The sequence below is a fragment of the Aliisedimentitalea sp. MJ-SS2 genome (assembly GCF_032586155.1).
Classification (GTDB): domain Bacteria; phylum Pseudomonadota; class Alphaproteobacteria; order Rhodobacterales; family Rhodobacteraceae; genus JAWHTC01.
Genome location: NZ_JAWHTC010000001.1, coordinates 776,602 through 793,629, shown reverse-complemented (window position 1 = coordinate 793,629; position 17,028 = coordinate 776,602). Strand labels below are relative to the sequence as shown.

General features: G+C 59.7%; 18 protein-coding genes and 1 tRNA gene. 12 read left to right on the top strand and 7 right to left on the bottom strand.

The window, feature by feature from the left end:
- Positions 1-23: 23 nt before the first annotated feature.
- Positions 24-1,190, top strand: a complete 1,167-nt coding sequence (locus tag RXV86_RS03830) for a nucleotide sugar dehydrogenase (protein WP_316297600.1) — start codon at positions 24-26, stop codon at positions 1,188-1,190.
- A gap of 31 nt (positions 1,191-1,221) precedes the next feature.
- The gene (locus RXV86_RS03825; RefSeq protein ID WP_316297597.1) at positions 1,222-1,905 is read left to right on the top strand and encodes a DUF1045 domain-containing protein; all 684 of its coding nucleotides are present in this window, start codon (positions 1,222-1,224) and stop codon (positions 1,903-1,905) included.
- A 58-nt stretch (positions 1,906-1,963) separates the two neighbouring features.
- Here RXV86_RS03825 and RXV86_RS03820 read toward each other — a convergent pair whose 3' ends face one another.
- Both RXV86_RS03820 and RXV86_RS03815 read right to left on the bottom strand, forming a co-directional pair.
- Complete coding sequence (locus tag RXV86_RS03820) at positions 1,964-2,254, bottom strand: hypothetical protein (protein ID WP_316297595.1); 291 nt, start codon at positions 2,252-2,254, stop codon at positions 1,964-1,966.
- A 143-nt stretch (positions 2,255-2,397) separates the two neighbouring features.
- A tRNA-Leu gene (locus RXV86_RS03815) sits at positions 2,398-2,482 on the bottom strand.
- A gap of 124 nt (positions 2,483-2,606) precedes the next feature.
- Here RXV86_RS03815 and RXV86_RS03810 point away from each other — a divergent pair.
- On the top strand, positions 2,607-3,095 hold the full coding sequence (locus RXV86_RS03810) for a Hint domain-containing protein (protein ID WP_316297593.1): 489 nt from the start codon (positions 2,607-2,609) through the stop codon (positions 3,093-3,095).
- Positions 3,096-3,127: 32 nt separating this feature from the next.
- On the opposite strand, the gene RXV86_RS03805 is transcribed toward RXV86_RS03810, so the two are convergent.
- Entirely contained in the window at positions 3,128-4,750 is a 1,623-nt protein-coding gene (locus RXV86_RS03805; RefSeq protein WP_316297592.1) for an NAD(P)H-hydrate dehydratase, read from the bottom strand.
- A 168-nt stretch (positions 4,751-4,918) separates the two neighbouring features.
- Here RXV86_RS03805 and RXV86_RS03800 point away from each other — a divergent pair, with 168 nt between their 5' ends.
- Positions 4,919-5,257 (top strand): P-II family nitrogen regulator, encoded by a 339-nt coding sequence (locus RXV86_RS03800; protein ID WP_316297591.1) that lies wholly within the window; start codon positions 4,919-4,921, stop codon positions 5,255-5,257.
- A 54-nt stretch (positions 5,258-5,311) separates the two neighbouring features.
- Positions 5,312-6,718 (top strand): type I glutamate--ammonia ligase, encoded by a 1,407-nt coding sequence (gene glnA, locus RXV86_RS03795; protein WP_316297590.1) that lies wholly within the window; start codon positions 5,312-5,314, stop codon positions 6,716-6,718.
- 75 nt (positions 6,719-6,793) lie between these two features.
- Here glnA and RXV86_RS03790 read toward each other — a convergent pair whose 3' ends face one another.
- Positions 6,794-7,609 (bottom strand): zinc-dependent peptidase, encoded by an 816-nt coding sequence (locus tag RXV86_RS03790; RefSeq protein ID WP_316297588.1) that lies wholly within the window; start codon positions 7,607-7,609, stop codon positions 6,794-6,796.
- A gap of 33 nt (positions 7,610-7,642) precedes the next feature.
- The gene (locus RXV86_RS03785; protein WP_316297585.1) at positions 7,643-8,191 is read right to left on the bottom strand and encodes a gamma carbonic anhydrase family protein; all 549 of its coding nucleotides are present in this window, start codon (positions 8,189-8,191) and stop codon (positions 7,643-7,645) included.
- Between the two features lie 317 nt (positions 8,192-8,508).
- Between RXV86_RS03785 and RXV86_RS03780 the strand changes: the two genes are divergently transcribed.
- From RXV86_RS03780 to RXV86_RS03765, 4 genes are all read left to right on the top strand, one after another.
- Positions 8,509-9,324 (top strand): hypothetical protein, encoded by an 816-nt coding sequence (locus tag RXV86_RS03780; protein WP_316297582.1) that lies wholly within the window; start codon positions 8,509-8,511, stop codon positions 9,322-9,324.
- 96 nt (positions 9,325-9,420) lie between these two features.
- Positions 9,421-10,227: a lytic murein transglycosylase gene (locus tag RXV86_RS03775; RefSeq protein ID WP_316297581.1), complete on the top strand. Its 807-nt coding sequence runs from the start codon at positions 9,421-9,423 to the stop codon at positions 10,225-10,227.
- 160 nt (positions 10,228-10,387) lie between these two features.
- Positions 10,388-11,239 carry a hypothetical protein gene (locus RXV86_RS03770; RefSeq protein ID WP_316297580.1) on the top strand — a complete coding sequence of 284 codons (852 nt, stop codon included), beginning with the start codon at positions 10,388-10,390 and terminating at the stop codon, positions 11,237-11,239.
- 186 nt (positions 11,240-11,425) lie between these two features.
- Entirely contained in the window at positions 11,426-11,857 is a 432-nt protein-coding gene (locus RXV86_RS03765) for a glyoxalase superfamily protein (protein ID WP_316297577.1), read from the top strand.
- A 26-nt stretch (positions 11,858-11,883) separates the two neighbouring features.
- Here RXV86_RS03765 and RXV86_RS03760 read toward each other — a convergent pair whose 3' ends face one another.
- On the bottom strand, positions 11,884-12,627 hold the full coding sequence (locus tag RXV86_RS03760) for a DUF3445 domain-containing protein (RefSeq protein WP_316297576.1): 744 nt from the start codon (positions 12,625-12,627) through the stop codon (positions 11,884-11,886).
- Positions 12,628-12,791: 164 nt separating this feature from the next.
- Between RXV86_RS03760 and dddP the strand changes: the two genes are divergently transcribed.
- From dddP to RXV86_RS03745, 3 genes are all read left to right on the top strand, one after another.
- Positions 12,792-14,135, top strand: coding sequence for a dimethylsulfonioproprionate lyase DddP (dddP, locus tag RXV86_RS03755; protein WP_316298438.1), 1,344 nt, complete (start codon positions 12,792-12,794; stop codon positions 14,133-14,135).
- Between the two features lie 122 nt (positions 14,136-14,257).
- A complete protein-coding gene (locus RXV86_RS03750; RefSeq protein WP_316297575.1) occupies positions 14,258-15,475 on the top strand; it encodes a bifunctional alpha/beta hydrolase/OsmC family protein in 1,218 nt (405 codons plus the stop codon).
- Positions 15,476-15,563: 88 nt separating this feature from the next.
- The gene (locus tag RXV86_RS03745) at positions 15,564-16,304 is read left to right on the top strand and encodes a DUF695 domain-containing protein (protein WP_316297573.1); all 741 of its coding nucleotides are present in this window, start codon (positions 15,564-15,566) and stop codon (positions 16,302-16,304) included.
- Positions 16,305-16,383: 79 nt separating this feature from the next.
- Here RXV86_RS03745 and RXV86_RS03740 read toward each other — a convergent pair whose 3' ends face one another.
- A complete protein-coding gene (locus RXV86_RS03740; protein ID WP_316297572.1) occupies positions 16,384-16,971 on the bottom strand; it encodes a biotin transporter BioY in 588 nt (195 codons plus the stop codon).
- Between the last annotated feature and the right edge of the window lie 57 nt (positions 16,972-17,028).

The window sequence follows — 17,028 nt, the reverse complement described above, 5'->3', positions numbered from 1 at the left end:
CAAAGAACTACAGGAACGACGCCATGAAAATCGCAGTTGCCGGGCTGGGCTATGTCGGCCTCGCTAATGCCGTCTTGCTGGCGCAGAACCACGACGTTACCGGCGTGGATCTGGTCCAATCGCGGGTCGATATGCTCAACCGCCGCGCATGCCCGCTGGAAGACACCGAACTATCTCAGTTCCTGGCCCTTCCCGATCTGAACTTCACTGCCACCGTTCGCGGAACCGACGCCTATCGCGGCAGCGACATCGTCATCATCGCAACCCCCACCAACTATGATCCCAAGACCAACTTCTTCGACACGTCCAGCATCGAGGCGGTGCTGGGCAAGGTGCTGATCAACAACCCCGATTGCACCGTGGTGATCAAATCCACCGTTCCCGTCGGTTACGTCGCTGGTCTGCGCGACGAATACGCCACTGACCGGATCATCTTCTCGCCGGAATTCCTGCGCGAAGGCCATGCACTTTACGACAACCTGCACCCAAGCCGCATCGTCGTCGGCGATCAGGGCCCGCGCGGCCAGCAATTTGCCGACCTGCTGGTCGAAGGCGCAGCCGACAAGGACGTCCCGGTTCTGCTGACCGACAGTTCCGAGGCCGAGGCGATCAAGCTTTTCTCGAATACCTACCTTGCCATGCGCGTGGCCTATTTCAACGAACTCGACAGCTACGCCATGCGCTATGGCATGGACAGCAGACAGATCATCGAAGGGGTCGGGCTCGACCCGCGCATCGGCAGCCACTACAACAATCCCTCTTTCGGTTACGGCGGCTACTGCCTGCCCAAGGATACCAAGCAGCTTCTGGCGAATTATTCCGAGGTGCCGCAGAACCTGATCGGCGCCATCGTCAATGCCAACAATACGCGCAAGGATTTCCTCGCTGAGCGCATCGTCAACACCGCCCCTAAGGTTGTCGGCATCTACCGGCTGGTGATGAAGACCGGATCGGACAATTTTCGGCACAGCTCGATCCAGGGCATCATGAAGCGGATCAAGGCCAAGGGAATCGAGGTAATCGTTTATGAGCCGGTGATGACCGAAGAGCATTTTTTCAACTCGAAGGTTTATCGCGATCTCGATGCTTTTAAACGCGACGCAGATCTGATCGTGGCCAATCGCATCGACGACGGTATTTCCGACGTCACCGACAAGATCTTTACCCGCGACTTGTTCCACGACGACTAGGGCGGACAGGACAAGGCAGCAGAGCACTTCAATGATGGATTTCACGCGCTACGCTGTCTATTACACCCCCGAACCCGGGGCGCTGGCCGATTTCGGGGCACGCTGGCTAGGCTGGGACGCCGTTTCAGGAAAGCGCTGCGATCATCCCGATGTGGCCGACCTGCCCATCGAAGAGATTACCCGCGCGCCGCGCAAATATGGCTTTCACGCCACGATCCGGCCACCCTTTACCCTGTCCCCCGGGTCGGACAGGGAAACACTTGCATCCGACCTCGAGTCGCTTTGTCGCGAACTGGCACCGGTAACACTGGCTGGTCTTGGTCTGGCCCGCCTGGGTGGCTTTCTGGCGCTGACCCCCGTGGGGGACACATCTGCGCTTTCCGATCTGGCGGCCGCGATCCTGCGTGGTCTCGACCACCATCGTGCTCAGCCGTCTGAGGCCGAGCTTTCGCGCCGCCGCGGCAAAGGCCTCAGGCCGTCGCAGGAAGGCAACTTGATACGGTGGGGTTACCCTTACGTTCTCGAAGACTTCCGCTTTCACTTAACCCTCACCGGCCGCCTGCCCCGGGCCCAGGCCGACCTGGTGATGGCTGCGCTGCGCTCTCAGCTCAGCCCGCTTCTCCCCGCGCCGTTGATAATCCACGAGCTTTGCCTGTTTGGCGAGGCCCCGGACGGCAAATTCCGCCTGATCTCGCGCCACAAACTTTGCGGCTGAGACCGGCAGGCAATCGGGACTTCAACAACTCTGCGAGCAACGCCGGCTTGCCCCGTGATCAACCGTCTTTCGGGGTTGCTGCGATCATGGCACGTATGGCCGGCCCGATCCGGTCCGGGTTGGCCACCAGCCCGGGATTCCGGCAAATGCTATCGGCCAATACGCTGGCGGTGGCGCTGCTGTAGCCTTGCGACACCAGTGAGTCGACGAATTTAGGGTTTGCCCGATCCCAGATCACCGCCTCCAACGGGCCGCGATAGCAGCTGACGTTGATGGTGGTCTTTGCGGCAGCGGACCCTACCAGACCGAAAAGGGTAGCGGCGGAAACGATGACGGCGTTGATTTTCATGACAAACTCTCACTCGGCTGGTGGGCGCCCCTTCCCACTAGAAACATACACAATGTTGAAGCGAATTTGTCTTGCTTTTTAACAAAACGGTTAACGGCGCCGTGCCCTCGGCTAGAGTGAAAGCTGAATAAACTGCTGGGAAGTGGTGCGGATGAAGGGACTCGAACCCCCACGCCTCGCGGCGCCAGAACCTAAATCTGGTGCGTCTACCAATTCCGCCACATCCGCGTTCCGAGGCGCGTGATAGCAAAGCCCGCCCGCCATGGCGAGTGGAAAAAGCTCACGACATTCACGAAATGTTTGGCTATCGTTTCCAAAAAGACCATCCAAGGCAACCAGAGCAGGACGCCCAATGAAACCAGTTCCTTCGGGGCATGCGCGGACCCCGCCTTGTGTGGCGGACATGGTGCCGGGGTATCCGCGCGGCAGCATGATCCTGACCCTTGATGGTGCCCTTCCGGCCGAATTCCTTTCGCCCGGCGACCGGATCATCAGCCGCGACAGCGGCCTGGTCGTCCTGCAAGGGATCAAGGTCGTCGAGATCGTTTGCGACACCGTGACGGTGGAGGCCGGCGCTCTGGGTCCGGACCGCCCGGATTGCGACGTGGTTCTGCCCGTGCATCAACAGGTGCTGGTGCGCGACTGCCGTGCGCAAACCATGTTCGGGCGTGATCAGGCGCTGACGACGATTGGCCAACTGGCCGATGGTGAATTCATCCGCTCAACGGGGCGACAAACGCTGACCTTGATCCAGCTGCATTTCGATGCGCTGCATATTCTCTATGTCGACGGCATGGAGCTGGCCTGTGAGGCCCGGGAACCTCTGCGAAACGCCGCGTAATCCCTGGGGCGGGCTTCAGCCCGCCACCTGCTTCACACCCCCAACGCCCGAAACACCTTGGGCAGTTCCTCGGGGATATCTTCGGCAATCAGCCCGGGGCCGAAACTCAGCGCGCATTCCACGTGCAGCCACGCTGCCGTCTCCGCCGCCTGCATGGGTGAGAACCCCCGCGCCAAGAGCCCGGTGATGAAACCGGCCAGCACATCGCCCGACCCTGCCGTCGCCAACCATGGTACCGCGCGCTCGTAATGCGCAGAATTGATGCTGCATTGCCCATCAGGGCTCGCAATCACTGTATCCGGACCCTTGTAGAGCACCACGCAGCCTGCCCGCGCCGCCGCCTCGCGGGTCGCATCCACCTTGGAATAGGCCGGGCCCTTGGTAGCTGGCGCAGCCAGCTTTTCGGCAATATCGGGAAACAGGCGCCTGAACTCGCCCCCATGCGGGGTCAGCACACAGCCCTCGTGCAACAGCGAAAACAATACTTCCGGCTCGCCTTCAAACGCCGTCAGCGCGTCGGCATCCAACACCACGTAGGGTGTGTGCCCTGCACGCACCGTCACCTCGACCAACGCGCGCGCCCTGTCCACCCCCAACCCCGGCCCGATACAGACCGCATTGAGCCGCCCATCCTGCAGCACCCCGGTCAGTTCGTCGGGCGTTCCGGCCCGCCTCAGCATGATCGATGTGACGTGCGACGCGACCTCCATCTGCGCCGATCCCGGCACCCCCAGCGTCACCAGCCCTGCCCCGATCCTGAGCGCACCCCGTGCCGCCAAACGTGCCGCGCCGGTTTTTCCGCAGCTACCCGACAGGATCAGCGCATGACCGTAATCAAATTTATGATCGGCATAGAATTTTGGGAGGTCTTCCGGTGATTCCGCGTTTTCTCTTGTTAGCAGCTTCACAGGGTAGTCGCTCACAGTTCCCAACTTAGGAGACACCAGTTCTGCGGCAAAGAAGGCCCCTTCCTCCTCTGAAGTTTCTGGATCCACTGCAAAGGGTTCTAAACCGATGTCTACGGCACAGATTTTTTTGGGTGAATAAGGCATGCCCAAATAAGTTCCGCATTTCGCACGATGAAATGTCACAAGCAAGTCTGTCATCAATGACAGATCGTTTATTGCCTTACCGCTGTCCGAACAGACACCAGACGGCATGTCAACTGAAACAGACCGTGAAAAGAGACGCTTTGCCAACTGCGACAGCTGTGTAGAGAAGACTTTCTCAAATTCGATAGGGAGGCGACGGGTCAACCCAGTCCCGAACCCTGCGTCGATGAAAACATCCATTATTTCGGCAGCATCAAGCATTTCCCGAATTGGCCGCACCTCCCCCATCTCCAACCACCGCTCACAATTCACTCGCGCGTCCCGAGGCAGCCTCGAAGCATCCCCATAGAGAAACACCTCAACCTCCCAGCCCCATTCTTTCAACAACCGCGCCACGACAAACCCGTCGCCACCATTGTTGCCCGGTCCGCACAGGACCACCGCCCGGTGCGAGGTCTTCGCCAGTTCTGGCCATTCCTCGAACACCGCCTCTACGACGCCCTGCCCGGCGCGTTCCATCAGCTCAAGCCCGGTCACCTCACCCGACTCGATGGCCGCCATTTCAATCGCCCGCATCTGCGCCGCGGTCAGCAATTCGGTCATGATGTCACCTCGTCGATTCAATTCTGCCCACCCAGCGGGCAATATGCCTAAAATTTAGGCAAACTCTACATTTCGCGCCTGCAGCATCGCCTGCCCCAACCCTATCCAATTGTGTCCCCCGAAGGGAAGTGGTCCAACCCGGCCCAAGGATATGCCGGAGGGAGCCCCATGAAAAAGATCGAAGCCATCATCAAGCCGTTCAAGCTCGACGAGGTCAAGGAAGCGTTGCAGGACGTCGGCGTCCAGGGGCTCTCGGTGATCGAGGTCAAGGGCTTCGGCCGCCAGAAGGGTCACACCGAGCTTTACCGCGGCGCCGAATACGTGGTCGACTTCCTGCCCAAGGTGAAACTTGAAGTCGTGCTCGAAGCCGATCAGGTCGACGCCGCCATCGAGGCGATCATTGATGCGGCCAAGACCGACAAGATCGGCGACGGCAAGATCTTTGTCAGCCCGGTCGAACAGGCGATCCGCATCCGCACCGGCGAGAGCGGCCCGGAAGCACTCTAAGCCACCAAGACAGACATTCAAAGACATACCCCAAGGAACGAAAGGGAATAGGGAATGAACATCAACGACGTTCTCAAGCTGATGAAAGACGAAGATGTCGCTTACGTCGATATCCGCTTCACCGATGTGCGCGGCAAGCTGCAGCACGTGACCGTGGACGTGGACCTGGTCGACGAAGACTTCCTCGAAGAGGGCTTCATGTTCGACGGCTCCTCGATCGCCGGCTGGAAATCCATCGAAAACTCGGACATGAAACTGATCGTCGATCCGGCCAGCGCCTATATCGACCCGTTCTATGCCGAGAAAACGCTCTGCGTGCACTGCTCGATCGTCGAGCCCGATACCGGCGAACACTACAACCGCGACCCGCGCGGCACCGCCCAGAAGGCCGAGGCCTACCTCAAGTCGTCTGGCATCGGTGACGCGGCCTACATGGGCCCGGAAGCTGAATTCTTCCTGTTCGACGACGTCCGTTTCGAGAACAAGATCAACAAGGTCTCCTACGAAGTTGATGCAATCGACGGCTCGTGGAACACCGACACCGAATATGAAATGGGCAACTCGGGCCACCGTCCGGGCATGAAGGGCGGCTACTTCCCCGTGAACCCGATCGACGACGCGCAGGACATCCGCTCGGAAATGCTGTCAACGATGAAGCGCCTGGGCATGAAGGTCGACAAGCACCACCACGAAGTGGCCTCGTGCCAGCACGAGCTGGGCCTGATCTTCGATTCGCTGACCAAACAGGCCGACGAGCTGCAGAAGTACAAATACGTGATCCACAACGTGGCCGCCGCCTACGGCAAATCGGCCACCTTCATGCCGAAGCCGATCTATGGCGACAACGGCACCGGCATGCACGTCAACATGTCGATCTGGAAAGACGGCAAGCCGCTCTTTGCCGGTGACAAATACGCCGACCTGAGCCAGGAAGCGCTCTATTTCATCGGTGGCATCCTGAAGCACGCCAAGACGCTGAACGCCTTCACCAACCCGTCGACCAACAGCTACAAACGCCTGATCCCGGGCTTTGAAGCTCCCGTGCTGCGCGCCTATTCGGCCCGTAACCGTTCGGGTTGTGTGCGGATCCCATGGACCGAGTCGCCCAAAGCCAAGCGCGTCGAGGCTCGCTTCCCCGATCCCGCGGCAAACCCCTACCTGTGCTTTGCTGCACTCCTGATGGCCGGTCTTGACGGTATCAAGAACAAGATCGATCCGGGTGAGGCGATGGATAAGAACCTGTACGATCTGCCTGCCGAAGAGCTTGCCGACATCCCGACCGTCTGTGGTTCGCTTCGCGAAGCCCTGGACAGCCTGGCTGCTGATCATGACTTCCTGCTGGCTGGCGACGTGTTCACCAAAGACCAGATCGACGGTTACATCACGCTGAAGATGGAAGAGGTTGAGCTTTTCGAGCACACACCGCACCCCGTCGAATTCGGCATGTACTACAGCTGCTAATCCGATCCGGATAGAATGAACGAAAGGGCGCCTTTCGAGGTGCCCTTTTGCTTTTGCGGCTCGTGGCCGGCGCCCTTACCCCCAGACCTTCGGATCCAGTCGCAGCAATTTCGACAGTTGCGCATAAACCTCGGGTTCCTCCCGAAACAGGGCCAGCGGCCTTTCAAAGAAAACCTCGATCGAAACGGCAAAGAACTCTTCATAGTTTGTTGCCCCATAGGCGTCGATCACGGTTTTGCGCCCCTTCTCGACATTTGCCACATGGGTTTTGTAGGCTTTGACGAACACATTTTCCCACTCGGTGAAACTGTGCCCCTTCCCGAGAAGCGGAATGCCATTTGCCTCGCCGGTCAGCTCGTCAAGCTTGTGGGCAAATTCATGCAAAACCAGGTTTTGCCCATCGACATCGTTAATCGCCCCTTGTTCGCTGTGCGCCCAGGACAGTATCACCGGCCCGTGCCGCCAGCTTTCACCCAACCGCACGCTCTCCTCCTCGAACACGACATAGCCGTCCTGCTTGGCCTGCTTTGACTTGAACGCAAAAGGGTAGACCAGGATCGTCGTCAGGCCGTCATACCACGTGTCACTGTTCACCACGAGAAGGCAGGCCTGCACGGCAATGGACAACTCCATCTCTTCGGTCAATTCTAACCCGTCGCACCCGTGAAACCGCACCTGGTTCAGGAAGACGTTGACCCTGCCCTCCAGATTGCGATGCAGTTCGGACGGCAGCCGGCGCAGGATCGGCACCTGTTCGTCAATGATGCGCCGTTGATGATCACTCAGCGGCGTGGCCAGCAAAGACTGGCGTTTCCGCCGTCGCGTCAAGGCCCGATAGCCAAGGTATCCGGCAATAAGCACCACAAACCCGAGAAAAATCAAAAGCGGCATGACTGCCTCACCCTCTCAAAAAGCCACCACCAGTCATCCGCCAAACAACGCCGTCAATTGCGCCACCTGCTCATCACTCAACCGGTCCCGCCCTTCCGCATAATTGCGCGCATTCATCTCGTAAAACCGAGCGTTGCCCAGGTTTTTCTCCCCGCAATCGCGTGTCGCCACAAGCTTCGCGGGCACCCCGGCAATCACCGAGTTTTCGGGAAACTCGGCATTTTCGGTGACAATCGAATGCCCGGCGACGATAGAATTCGCCCCGATCTTGGCGCCATCCATGATTGTCGCGTTGATCCCGATCAGACAACGGTCGCCGATCTCACAACCATGCAGCGTTACGTGATGGGTGATCGAACAATCCTCACCGACGATGGTCGGGGTGAACGATCCCACATGGATCATTACGAAATCCTGGATGTTGCTGCGCGCCCCGATGCGAATCTCGTACATCTCAGCCCGGGTCACAACGTTGGGCCAGATCGAGGCGCCGGGCCCGACATAGACCTTGCCATATAGCTGGGCGCTGTCATGGACCAGAGCGGGTTTATCAAGGATCACGTCCGGTCCGATATGGGGCATTGGCGTCCTTTCACGCAGTGGATTTGTTTCAACCTACTAGGAAACGACGCATCTCGGCCATCCCAAACGCGCCAGTCTGGACCTTGCACTACCCAAATTCCAGAGGGTCCGACACATTCGAACGCGATTACCGCAGCCTCCTGGCTGTTCTTCTTGGTCGCCTTCATGTCTGTCCGAACGCCGAAATCTAATCCAATCTGGAAACAGACTGTTTCGAACCGCTCAGCATTTAACCACAATTTGGTTCGAATTGCGCCCCGATTTCTTCACGCAAGCGGGCGATCCTCGGGTGAACAAAACTCTCATCAGAGGAAGCCATGTCCATCGAGCTTTCCGTATTCACCGGCGGATTGTTATTTGCGGAGCCCCCGCGGATTGATGACCCGTTCGTTGAATCCAGTCTTAGATACTACCTCGCTGACAACAACCAAACGGTTGTGTCGGTCACAAACCCCGACCCTTCGAACCTCGAGATCGTTTGTGACAATCTTGTTTTGTGGCTCAAGATCGGAAATGGCGACTCCGAGACCACCAAACTGCGGGTCACGGTCAAACCCATACTGAATGCAAACGACCCTGAAAACCCGGCGCATTCGTCTGCGAAGTCGATCCTTGCAGTTGTTTTGGCGGTGCTGGCGCGAGACTTGAAAGCAGACTCCGTAACCTGGCTGGGCAAGGAGCTTCCTGTACCCGCACGTCAATTCATCTTGGCCGTTTTTCCCGTTATTCCGCGCCGCGTCAGAACCGGACCTACATACGATCAGATCGAGCGCGTACGACTGCTGCCGCAGGAATCCCCCTTGGTCATTCCCAACGAAGTTACGTTTTCTGACTTTGACAACTGGAACTTTGACCGCGAAGAGTCTCGCAAACTCTTGAATCCGAATGGGGAGGAGGAGGCCGAATCCGAAGTCAGCCAGAACCCTGCGTCACTACCTCTGCGGATTACAACATGGATCATGACGGCCTTGGTCGCAATCTTCTCGGTTCCGCTGGCGTGGATCATGTTTGCCTTCAACCTCAACCGTGGCGGTGATTTTGCCACCACGGCTCGGGTTCTGGCCGCAGTTGGCGGTCTGGCCATCCTGCATGCCAATGGCGGCACCGACGTTCTGTTCAGGTTGCTGTTCTAAAGCGCGAACATCATCAGCGCACACCGTGCGAAATCGCTTGCCCCCCACGCGGCGCGCTTTAACATCTCTCCGAGAACCAGTTTTCGGAGAACCATCATGATTTCCTTTTCCCGTCTTTCTCTTGCAGGCCTTGCACTTACCGCCTTGCTGGCTACGCCGGCACTCGCCGCCAATTGCGGCAACAACTCTTCGGGCTTCAACGCCTGGAAGGCCGATTTCGCCAAGGAGGCCAAGAAGGCCGGAGTCAAGAAGCGTGGCCTTCAGGCACTGGCTGGCACCAGCTATGCCAAGGCGACCATCGTCGCCGACCGCAACCAGAAAAGCTTCAAGTACAGCCTCGACAAATTCATGAAAGTGCGCGGCACCAATACGATCATCGCCCAAGGGCGGAAGCGCAAAGCCCGGAACCCGGCGTTCTACGCCAGCCTGGAAAAGAGTTTCGGCGTGCCTGCCGGCGTGCTGATCGCTATCCATGGCATGGAAACAGCGTTTGGCGGGTTCATGGGCAACTCCAATGTGGTCTCGGCCATCGTTACCCTAACCTATGACTGCCGCCGCTCGGATTTCTTCCGCCCTCATGCCATCGGCGCGCTGAAACTGATTGATCGAGGCTCGATTTCGCCCGGCACCAAGGGTGCCAAACATGGCGAGCTGGGCCACACCCAATTCCTGCCAGGCAACGCCCTGAAATACGGTGTTGACGGCAACGGTGACGGCCGGGTCGATTTCTACAACCAAGCCGACGCGCTCGCCTCTACCGCGAACTACCTGCGCAAGAAAGGCTGGAAACCGGGCCAAGGTTACCAGAAGGGCAGCCACAATTACCGTGTGCTCAAGGAATGGAACGCCGCCTCGGTTTACCAGCAATCGCTCGCCATCATGGGCGCCAAGATCGACGGCTGATCCGCCTCCAGACGGGTGCGAACTTGGACAGAACGCACCCGTCACTAGCCCAGTTTTCCGGGCCATCTTCCACAGATTTACGACAAATTTGCCCAAATTTCGACGGATTCATCTCGCCTTATGGGGGAGTAATAACACAGCAACCCCGCCAGAGGGCCCAATGTCCGTTGAGACGAATATCGTAGCAGCCATCTACACGCAAAAACCTGCGTTGAAGTTCGGAGACATCGTCGACGAATTCGAACAGTCGCTGCGCACCAAAAGCACCGGCCGCCGCTCTGTGACTTTCGACCACGATGACCTCGTGATCGTAGAGATCGAATCTCTGCGCATCGGCCTGGCCTGGGTTGCGCCGGAAACGGTCCCCGATGAACCCGAATCCGAGAATGCACCCTACAGCCTGGTGATTGCCACCGGTATCGATCCCGATCACCCCGAAGGCGAAGAAGCCGCGGTTTTCTGCGCACAGCTCAGCGAACAGATCCTGGCCCGCACCTATGATGAGATGCCCTATGACACGGTTTTCCGGGCAGCCTTCCCCAATGCGCTCGACACGGAGTTCCTCGACCAGATTGCAGGCGGGTTGCAGGAGTTGATCTCTTTCGAAATGCCGGTTGAAACCAACGGCTACCAAACCGCCACAGATGAATCACCCAGCGCGGCTCTCACCGATCTGTCCGGCGATAACACGTTGATCCCCGACGCCGTGGCCGAGGTGGCCGCCGCCCCGCGGATCGACGCCGGCTTCCATCGCCTGCGAGAGGCCTACCGGAACGCCGTGCGCAACGATCAGGCCCAGACCAGCGTGATTTGGCAGGCAATGATGGCCAGCGCCAACACGATGATCGAAACCGTGACGCAGGGCGCCGAATTCGTCCGCCAGGTCTCGGCCACCCCTGAGGCGGACCCCTACGAGCGGCTGAAGCGCATTCGGACCCGCGCACCGATGGCGCGTTACCTTAACCGCTTCGACAAAGCGGAATACGAACTTTACGGCAGCCTGCTGGACTGACCCCTGGTCCCTTAGCATTGACAGACCACACTTGCGTCCCTATCTCGTGGCGCGGGTGCAGGCCCCAGCCGTCCGCGGCCAATCGGCATTGGTGAAGTCCTGCGTATTCAAGTCACTCTGACCCATCGGTCACGAGCGGCGGCAATGCGGACCCCGCCTGTCACAGATGACCACGGGAACAGAAAGATGACACAAGGAACACCCACCATTGCCGAGCTCAAGGCTCAGGCCCGCCGCTTGCGCGCAACTATGCAGGAATCCGGCGCGCCCATGGCCCATGCCACGGCACTTGAAACCGTGGCACGCCAGCATGGCCACCGCGACTGGAACACAGCACGTGCCGCCGCGGCCTGGGACAACCCGGCTCGCTGGCAGATCGGCCAGCACGTGCGCGGGCGCTACCTGTCACACCCCTTCACCGGTCGGATCAAATCTGCCTCTGAGGGCACCGGCGGCTTCTGGCGCTTGACCCTCGCGTTTGACGCACCGGTCGATGTTGTCACCTCGCGCCATTTCTCGAACTGGCGCAAACAGGTCAGTTGCACGGTGAACGCCCAGGGCGTGACCGTCGACAAGACCTCGGACGGCACCCCGCACCTGTCGCTTTTCGCGGCCTAGGCGTTTAAGCACGGTCGAAGCGGGCCTCACCCCCGCTTCGCCACATCCTCTTCACGCAAGACATACGTGTGGATCCCAAAGACAACCGCCTCGGTCTCGGGCAACCGCCGGATGGTCTGTTTTTCCGAACGCAGGAACTGCGCTTCGTGCGCGCCCCGTTCCGCGCGCCGATTTGCCTCGCGACGCGGCTGGTGAAGGGTCGCATCCGCATACCAAAGCACGTTGAACCGCCACATCGGGCGCTCCACCCGCACCCCGTCAAACAGGCGCTGCACCCGGCGGGCGATATTGTCGTCATAACTCGCCACCGGCACATGGATCCCGATCAGTGGTTTCATGAATTTCTCATCAAGGCTCCAACTGGCCGGAAAGCACAGCACCGCGCCGGTCAGCACATGCTCGTCACCTTGCTTTTCAAGAATGCAGAAATCTTCCTGAACCAACTGGCCAAGGGTGCCCAGCGGGTCTGCGCGGTCTACCTTCACTGCCCCACCATCGGGGCGCATCATAACTTTGTTCTTGTAGGCAAACCCGGGCTTTTCCAATGCCGCGCGGATCACCTCATCCAAAAGTTCCTCTGCTGCCGGCCGCGCGCTTTCTTCCAGCGCGATCACCGCGTCCCGCGCCTCGCGGATCAGCCGCCCGCGCTCTTCCATCTGCCCGTTATAGGCATCGTCCACCGTGATCCAATCCGCCTTGTCGAGTGGGGATATCCCGGGCAAAGGCATCGGTGTCAGCGGGTCATAAGGAATGGAGCGTTGAAGGATCATGGCGCGACCCTAGACCCGCAATCCCGCGATGAAAAGACCGGATTCCATTGCCGCAAAACATGGCGAAAACGACACCCAATCAGGTCGGTTTTCTACATGCAGTCGCGTCATTCCCGGCCCAGCATCCATGGCAGTTCAATTCAGCCTTCACCGAGATCAACACCATGACCGACCATTACCGCGACATCCGCAAAATCGACCCGAACCGCGGCGACCGCCTGGGCGATGGCACCCCCAATGACAACAACCGGATCGAGATCGGCCCGACCCAACTGGCGTTTCGCGAATGGGAAGCGGTCGGGTTGGCGCTGCCCAATCTCGAACGGATGCGCAAATACCGCTGGAAACGCCTGACCCAGCACGTTGTTGACCGCGGCTATGGCGGCCTTCTGATGTTCGACCCCCTGAACATCCGCTACGCCACCGACACCACCAACATGCAGCTCTGGAACACCCACAATCCGTTCCGCGCCGTACTGCTTTGCGCCGATGGCTACATGGTGATCTGGGATTACAAGAACTCGCCCTTCCTGACCGAGTTCAACCCGCTGGTGCGCGAGGTTCGCTCGGGTGCCGACCTGTTTTACTTCGACCGCGGTGACAAGATCGACATCGCCGCCGACAAATTCTCGAACGAGGTCCGCACCCTGATCGAGGAACACTCGGGCGGCAACAAGCGGCTGGGCGTGGACAAGATCATGCTGCACGGGTTGCGCGCGCTGGAAGCCCAGGGTTTCGAGATCATGGAAGGCGAGGAAGCCACGGAAAAGGCCCGCTCGGTCAAAGGGGAAGATGAGATCCTTGCCATGCGCTGCTCGGTCGTTTCTTGTGAACGCTCAATGGCAGCGATGGAAAAGTTTGCCTACGAAAACGTCCCACTTGGCAACACATCTGAAGATGACATCTGGTCCGTACTGCATGCCGAGAACATCAAGCGCGGCGGCGAATGGATCGAAACCCGGCTTCTGACCTCGGGTCCGCGCACCAACCCGTGGTTTCAGGAATGCGGCCCCCGCATCGTGCAGAACAATGAAATCATCGCCTATGACACCGACCTCATTGGCCCCTACGGTATCTGCACCGACATCTCGCGCACCTTCTGGATTGGTGATGAAAAGCCCAGCAACGCGATGATTTACGCCATGCGCCACGCTCACGAGCATATCATGACCAACATGGCCTTGTTGAAGCCCGGAGTCACAATTGAGGATTTGGTCAAGAACGGGCACAAGCTGGATGCACAATTCGACAAGTGGAAATACGGCTGCAAGATGCACGGTGTCGGGCTATGCGATGAATGGCCGCTGGTGGCCTACGAGGATCAGTACGTCAAAGGCAGCTACGATTATGCGCTCGAGCCTGGCATGGTGCTCTGCGTCGAGGCGCTGGTGGCCGCCGACGGTGGTGACTTCTCGATCAAGATCGAAGATCAGGTGCTGATCACCGAGATCGGGTACGAGAATCTGACGACGTACCCATTTGACCCGGTGCTGATGGGCGAAGCCTGACCCCGTAGGGTGCGTGATTTCACGCACCTTCCCTCACACCCCTGTCATCCCCCTGTAACCACACTTGAACTTCACGCCCGTCCGCCCCACCCTCTCGCCAACACCGCGAGAGGATGACTCAAATGCCCACCGAAAAGATCACCTTCACCGGCCACGACGGCCTGGAACTGGCCGCCCGTCTCGATCGGCCCTCCGGCCCGCATTTGGCCACGGCACTTTTCGCCCACTGTTTCACCTGCTCCAAGGACATCCCTGCCGCCCGCCGAATAGCCCAGCGCCTTGCGGCGGCAGGTATCGCCGTGCTGCGCTTCGATTTCACCGGGCTTGGACACAGCGAAGGCGAGTTCGCCAACACCTCCTTCGCCACCAATCTCGAAGACCTGCGCGCAGCCGCTGGCTGGCTTGAGGGGCAAAACCTCGCCCCTGACATGCTGATCGGCCACTCTCTGGGGGGCGCCGCTGTTCTGCGCGCTGCCAGGGACATCCCGTCGTCCCGCGCCGTCGTCACGATCGGCGCCCCCTTCGATCCGGCCCATGTAACCGAGAATTTCTCGGACAGTATCGAAACCATTTGCCGCGAGGGTGAAGCCCAGGTCGATCTTGGCGGCCGCCCCTTCACCATCAAGCGCCAGTTTATCGAAGACATTTCGAAACATGACTTGGAACAGGCCGTGGCCCATCTGAAAAAGGCACTTCTGGTGCTGCACGCGCCGCGCGACAGTATCGTCGCCATCGAGAATGCCGCGGACATATTCATGACCGCCAAACATCCCAAAAGCTTCGTCACCCTCGACAAGGCCGATCACCTGATCTCGGACATGCATGATGCCGAATACGCCGCAGGCGTGATCGCCGCCTGGGCCGCCCATTACCTTGACCTGACACCCCCCGCCCCGCCCCCCGGCGCACCGGAAGGCATAACCCGTGTGACCGAGGCGGATCCGAACGGTTTCCTGCAGGACATTGCCTCTGGCCCGATGCACCATGCGCTGGCCGACGAACCGCTGGCCTACGGCGGTACCAACAAAGGCATGTCGCCCTATGGTTTCGTCTCGGCCGGGCTTGGTGCATGCACATCGATGACGATCCGCATGTATGCCCGGCGCAAGGGCTGGCCGCTCGATCACGTCAGCGTCGATGTGCATCACGCCAAGGTCCACGCTCAGGACGCCACCGCCGGCTCGCGCGACAAGATCGACGAGTTCCGCCGCGAAATCACCCTGGTGGGCGATCTGAGTGACGACCAACGCGCCCGCCTGATGGAAATCGCCGACAAATGCCCGGTGCACCGCACACTGGAACGTTCCTCCGAAATCGTCACGGTGATGGCACCAGCGTAAGGTGCGCTTTCATAGCGCACCTCTCCCCTCGGCCCCTGCGGCAACTAGGACATTCCCTTCCCCGCAACAAATGCCCTAAACACACCCCATGGAAAACGCACAAGATTATTGGGATTTCTACTTCGGCCGGGTCGACGGCAAACCGTCCTCCTGCTTCGTCAACCTCTCCCTGGGCGAACGCGCCCCGGTGCAGGGCCATACCGACTGCGTCTATGTTTCGGTCAAGATGAAATCGCCCAAACCCAGCGGCCTCTCCAGCCAGGAAGAGTTCGATCCCCTCGCCGCCCTCGAGGATGACCTGTCGAAAGTGATCGATGCCCAGAGCGGCATCTTTGCCGGCCGCGTCACCCATGACGGCATGCGCGACTTCTTCGCCTATTTCCGCGATGGCGGTGCGGCCAAGACGGCGCTCTTGGATTTTCAGCAGGCCCATTCCAACTATGCAATGGAGATCGGTGCCCGCACTGATCTCGAATGGGAGGTCTATCGCGGCTACCTCTACCCCGCGCCTTCCGCCTTCCAGCAGATCCGCAACCGCGCCCAGCTGATGCAGCTTCAAGCCGCCGGTGACCGCCTGGATCAACGCCGCCGCATCGACCATTACGCCACCTTCCCCGACGCACCCACCGCCGGCCAATTTGCCGAGGCCGCCAGCGCCGAGGGCTTCCTGCTCGACAGTATCAAAGAACAGGACGGCGCCACCCAGCTCCGGTTCTGGCGCGAGGACGCGCCGCATGGCATCGACCTTGTCACCGACATGATCGTCGGCGCGCTCGATGGCGCAGTAGGCCGCTATGACGGCTGGGAATGCGAGATGGTCAAACTGTAGGGTGTGTGCTTGCACGCACCGCCAAAAAAAACGCCCGGGCTGCGATGCGGCCCGGGCGTTCGCAATTCTCGAGCTCGGATCAGCCGCGAGCTTTGCCCACGAGCTTCCACGCTGCCGGCAGGATCATCGCTGCCAGAATTAGTTTGATCGCGTCACCCACCAGGAACGGTGTCAGGCCCCAGGCCAGTATCGGCTTGTCCCAGCCATACAGTTGACCCAGCCACGCCAGACCCGGCAGGTAAATCAGCGCGTTGCCGATCAGCATGGCCAGCGCCATCCACAGAACCGAGCGGTCCCAGCCACGCTGCGCGAGCGCGCCCAGCGCCAGGGTGGCAAGCACGTATCCCACCAGATAGCCACCGGTTCCGCCCATCATGTAGGTCAGGCCGAATTTCTCGGCCGACGAGTTGGCAAACACGTCAAAGCCCAGCGCGCCGACGATCATGTAGCCCAGGATCGTCACCAGACCCAAACGCGGGCCATAGGCGGCGCCCAGCCCCAGAACCGCAAAGGTCCCCATGGTGATCGGTACCGGCCACATCGGCACCTTGATCTTGGCGGCAATCGCCAGAATCGCGATGCCCGCCAGCACCAGAATGGCCTGCTTGGCGCGCAGGGCGGCACCCTGTTCTGCGCCGAAGGTCTCGACAAGGACCTTGTTCGTCATGGATGTTGCCAACTTACTTTCCTCCGTTGGATGTCATCTGTTCGCAGCGTTTTCTGC

What these genes read in the sequence shown, in the direction of transcription:
- RXV86_RS03810 (WP_316297593.1), top strand. Translation starts at nt 2,607, where the DNA reads ATGAAACCAGTTCCTTCGGGGCATGCGCGGACCCCGCCTTGTGTGGCG.
- glnA (WP_316297590.1), top strand. Translation starts at nt 5,312, where the DNA reads ATGAACATCAACGACGTTCTCAAGCTGATGAAAGACGAAGATGTCGCT.
- RXV86_RS03765 (WP_316297577.1), top strand. Translation starts at nt 11,426, where the DNA reads ATGACACAAGGAACACCCACCATTGCCGAGCTCAAGGCTCAGGCCCGC.
- RXV86_RS03785 (WP_316297585.1), bottom strand. Translation starts at nt 8,191, where the DNA reads ATGCCCCATATCGGACCGGACGTGATCCTTGATAAACCCGCTCTGGTC.
- RXV86_RS03825 (WP_316297597.1), top strand. Translation starts at nt 1,222, where the DNA reads ATGATGGATTTCACGCGCTACGCTGTCTATTACACCCCCGAACCCGGG.
- RXV86_RS03775 (WP_316297581.1), top strand. Translation starts at nt 9,421, where the DNA reads ATGATTTCCTTTTCCCGTCTTTCTCTTGCAGGCCTTGCACTTACCGCC.
- RXV86_RS03745 (WP_316297573.1), top strand. Translation starts at nt 15,564, where the DNA reads ATGGAAAACGCACAAGATTATTGGGATTTCTACTTCGGCCGGGTCGAC.
- dddP (WP_316298438.1), top strand. Translation starts at nt 12,792, where the DNA reads ATGACCGACCATTACCGCGACATCCGCAAAATCGACCCGAACCGCGGC.
- RXV86_RS03800 (WP_316297591.1), top strand. Translation starts at nt 4,919, where the DNA reads ATGAAAAAGATCGAAGCCATCATCAAGCCGTTCAAGCTCGACGAGGTC.
- RXV86_RS03830 (WP_316297600.1), top strand. Translation starts at nt 24, where the DNA reads ATGAAAATCGCAGTTGCCGGGCTGGGCTATGTCGGCCTCGCTAATGCC.
- RXV86_RS03790 (WP_316297588.1), bottom strand. Translation starts at nt 7,609, where the DNA reads ATGCCGCTTTTGATTTTTCTCGGGTTTGTGGTGCTTATTGCCGGATAC.
- RXV86_RS03780 (WP_316297582.1), top strand. Translation starts at nt 8,509, where the DNA reads ATGTCCATCGAGCTTTCCGTATTCACCGGCGGATTGTTATTTGCGGAG.
- RXV86_RS03740 (WP_316297572.1), bottom strand. Translation starts at nt 16,971, where the DNA reads ATGACGAACAAGGTCCTTGTCGAGACCTTCGGCGCAGAACAGGGTGCC.
- RXV86_RS03820 (WP_316297595.1), bottom strand. Translation starts at nt 2,254, where the DNA reads ATGAAAATCAACGCCGTCATCGTTTCCGCCGCTACCCTTTTCGGTCTG.
- RXV86_RS03760 (WP_316297576.1), bottom strand. Translation starts at nt 12,627, where the DNA reads ATGATCCTTCAACGCTCCATTCCTTATGACCCGCTGACACCGATGCCT.
- RXV86_RS03750 (WP_316297575.1), top strand. Translation starts at nt 14,258, where the DNA reads ATGCCCACCGAAAAGATCACCTTCACCGGCCACGACGGCCTGGAACTG.
- RXV86_RS03770 (WP_316297580.1), top strand. Translation starts at nt 10,388, where the DNA reads ATGTCCGTTGAGACGAATATCGTAGCAGCCATCTACACGCAAAAACCT.
- RXV86_RS03805 (WP_316297592.1), bottom strand. Translation starts at nt 4,750, where the DNA reads ATGACCGAATTGCTGACCGCGGCGCAGATGCGGGCGATTGAAATGGCG.